Below are 2,800 nucleotides of genomic sequence, written 5' to 3' on the forward strand. Positions count from 1 at the left end.
GGCGTGGCCCTCGCTGAACCACAAAGGCGTTATGGCGCCGTTGCGAGACTGGAAATCGTGAACCTGCTCGTGGGGTAGTGTCTCGATCACCATGGGTCGCGGGCGTTGCCCCTCTAAGGCGTTGGGATCGGTAAATATGACCCATCGTGTCTTGATCATCTCACCGCGCGGAGGAATGTATTTCAGGTCAGCAGTAAACACGACCGAAGCCCACTGAGCACCGTTGCGTTCGTCTAGCAGTTCGGTTGCAAGCAAGTTCAACTGGGTGCCAAGGCAACCAGCATATCGGCGCGCATCCGCTTCTGATTTCTCATCAAAATAAACATGCATAAATGCGCCTTGGCGCGCCGTAACGCGGAGTAGCTTTAGCTTTGCGTCGTCAGACGGGAGGTCTTGAACCTCAAATTCATAAACGCTGACTGCGCTGGCCTGGGCTTCGACGCAATCGGGCATCGAATTCCAGGCATCGGCCGGCTGCAACAGCAGAAGGGCAAGCCAACCGGACATGCGAAACATACGAAAGACCTCCTCATTGCAATCGCAGTGCAATCGAAAAGTGCCCTTCAAAATGACGTTTCGTCAATGACTTGATTAAGCTCGACAGCGGAAGGGCCTAATTCGGGCCGCGAATGGCGACTATCCTGGGAGCCGACATTCTCAAATCGACCCCATACCGAATATGTGGAAATGCAGTTAAGAGCGTCGCCATGACAGCCATAGAAGACTTCGAATCTTTTGCAGCATCGCTAATCGGCTTGCCCATAAGCCATGTATGGTCGGGCAGAAACCGTGCGAGCAAGAAGCGCTAGGGCAGATGAATGCAAATTGCCAGTGCATAACTATGTCGGCAGCACTATGGTGATGACGGGGCAGGCGGCGCACTGGGCGAAATGATGGCGAGGACATCCACTCCGAGGCATTTCGAATTTAGGCCCTACAAATCACTCGGCCGCCGAATAAGCATTAGTATTTTTTTGATAAATTCTTGGTAATCCTCCCGCTAAGGAAGCTGGAGGCGGCAGAGATCTGAGACACTCAGAGGACAACCGGGGTACCAACATGTCACCGCAATCATGTCGCGAGGTTCACACGACGCAACACAACCGGAAAAGTGCCTTCGCGCGGCGCCTCTTCCGCGATCGTTCCGGCATGGCGCTGATCGAATTTGCATTCACCTTACCCCTCTTCATCGGCTTGGGCTTCTATGGCATTGAGATTTCCAACCTCGCCATCACCCAAATGAAGATGAGCCAGATTGCGCTCAACATGGCCGACAACGCCTCGCGTATCGGCACTCTCAACGCCAATCTGGGCGCCAAGGTGATCTCTGAACAGCAGATCAACGACGTCTTCCAGGCAGCCGCTCTGCAGGCGGGCGCCGCCGGCCTCTACCAGGATGGCCGCACGATCCTATCCAGCCTCGAGGTCAACGCAAATGGCGGACAGACGATCATGTGGCAGCGCTGCAAGGGAATGGAATTCGAAGAATCGAACTACGGCCCCCAAGGCACCGGTGCTACCGGCACGAGCTTTCAGGGCATGGGGCCTGCAGGGGACAAGATCCAGGCAACATCCGGCACGGCGGTGATGTTCGTCGAGCTGCACTACACCTATCACCCGCTGTTCGGCAGCATGTTCATGGACGACCGCGAGCTATACCAGGAAGCGGCCTATACTGTGCGCGACAGCCGCGAAATCGGCAAGACTCCAGGCGACAACGTTTCCGCAAGCCGGAAGTCGACCTGCGACAAGTACGATGCCATCCTTCCGCAGACCAAAGATGCCGACATTGCTGCGGCCCAAGCCGCAAATAACACAGCCAAGCAGAATGACATGAAGGATGGCGTTCTGGACGGAAACGCGGGCAAAGGAAACAACAAAGGAATTTGCGTCGCCGGTTTGGTGTGCGTGAAGATTTAGTCCACAGTAGCAATTTAAGCGCAATATGAGTGACGACATCTCTCCCATATTTTGCCTCTGTTCAATATCTTTCAAATTGCGGATATCGGGGCAATTACAGCCGATATGCTGTGTGTCTGGTTTCGGGTCGAATATCCGGGCATTGCTGAAGAAAGCTGCCGTTCGGCAAACGCCCCTTTGCGGTCATCGGGCCACGCTGCTAGCCTGCTGCTCAAGCCAAGCAGGGGAGCGCTTAACATGATTCCGGTGCTGTTAATACTGGCAACGCCAGCATACACCTTGCCGCCCGGATTGTCCGGAGTGGCGGGTTTGAAAGGTTGCTGGCGAGTGACCGGCAAAACGCTCGGTGAAGATACATCCGCGATTGCGCGGGGTCAGTGGCATTTAGGTGCGCGCTATTTCAATCTCCAACTTCGAACGAACGGATCAGACCCGTATGAAGCATCGATAACCTATGGTGCTGGCGACCAGCCCCGCGCTATTGGGTCAGTTTTTCTTGATACGACAGGTGGCCTCTATGAACCTTCGTTGGGTCTCGGTGAGCTGGAACAAAACGGCTTCTTTCAACGCTACCAATTCTCGGGCGCTGTTTACGTCAATCGTTTCGTCCGCTCTGATTATGGATGGCGCTGGACCATAACTGAGCAGAGCCAGGACAAGACCACTTCAGTGTTTGCAGATTACCATCTGCGCTCCGTTTCATGCCGTGGGATGCGATTCGACTACTAAAGCGTTGTGGCAGTACAAGGAGAGGTCTCAGCTTCCGCGTTCCGCCCATTTCGATCGTAGGGCACATCCGCACCGCATCCCGAAACTTGACGGGCAGCTATCCGGGCATTGCTGAAAAAAGCTGCCGCGCGACAAACGACCCCATACCGGT

Annotated in this window: 3 protein-coding genes; 2 read left to right on the forward strand and 1 reads right to left on the reverse strand. The window is 54.9% G+C overall.

The window, feature by feature from the left end:
• Positions 1–516: hypothetical protein (locus ACT6VE_RS34650; protein ID WP_444802637.1), on the reverse strand; the 516-nt coding region annotated here is incomplete at its 3' end.
• A gap of 543 nt (positions 517–1,059) precedes the next feature.
• Between ACT6VE_RS34650 and ACT6VE_RS34655 the strand changes: the two genes are divergently transcribed.
• Together ACT6VE_RS34655 and ACT6VE_RS34660 are read left to right on the forward strand one after the other, a co-directional pair.
• Positions 1,060–1,920: a TadE/TadG family type IV pilus assembly protein gene (locus ACT6VE_RS34655; RefSeq protein ID WP_444802638.1), complete on the forward strand. Its 861-nt coding sequence runs from the start codon at positions 1,060–1,062 to the stop codon at positions 1,918–1,920.
• A 237-nt stretch (positions 1,921–2,157) separates the two neighbouring features.
• Positions 2,158–2,649, forward strand: coding sequence for a hypothetical protein (locus ACT6VE_RS34660; RefSeq protein ID WP_439485349.1), 492 nt, complete (start codon positions 2,158–2,160; stop codon positions 2,647–2,649).
• The last annotated feature ends 151 nt before the right edge of the window (positions 2,650–2,800 follow it).

Origin of the sequence: Shinella sp. (assembly GCF_052438155.1) — a bacterium.
Classification (GTDB): Bacteria; Pseudomonadota; Alphaproteobacteria; order Rhizobiales; family Rhizobiaceae; genus Shinella.

Excerpts from the sequence above, each read along its gene's own strand:
- ACT6VE_RS34655 (WP_444802638.1), top strand. The coding sequence starts at position 1,060 with ATGTCACCGCAATCATGTCGCGAGGTTCACACGACGCAACACAACCGG.
- ACT6VE_RS34660 (WP_439485349.1), top strand. The coding sequence starts at position 2,158 with ATGATTCCGGTGCTGTTAATACTGGCAACGCCAGCATACACCTTGCCG.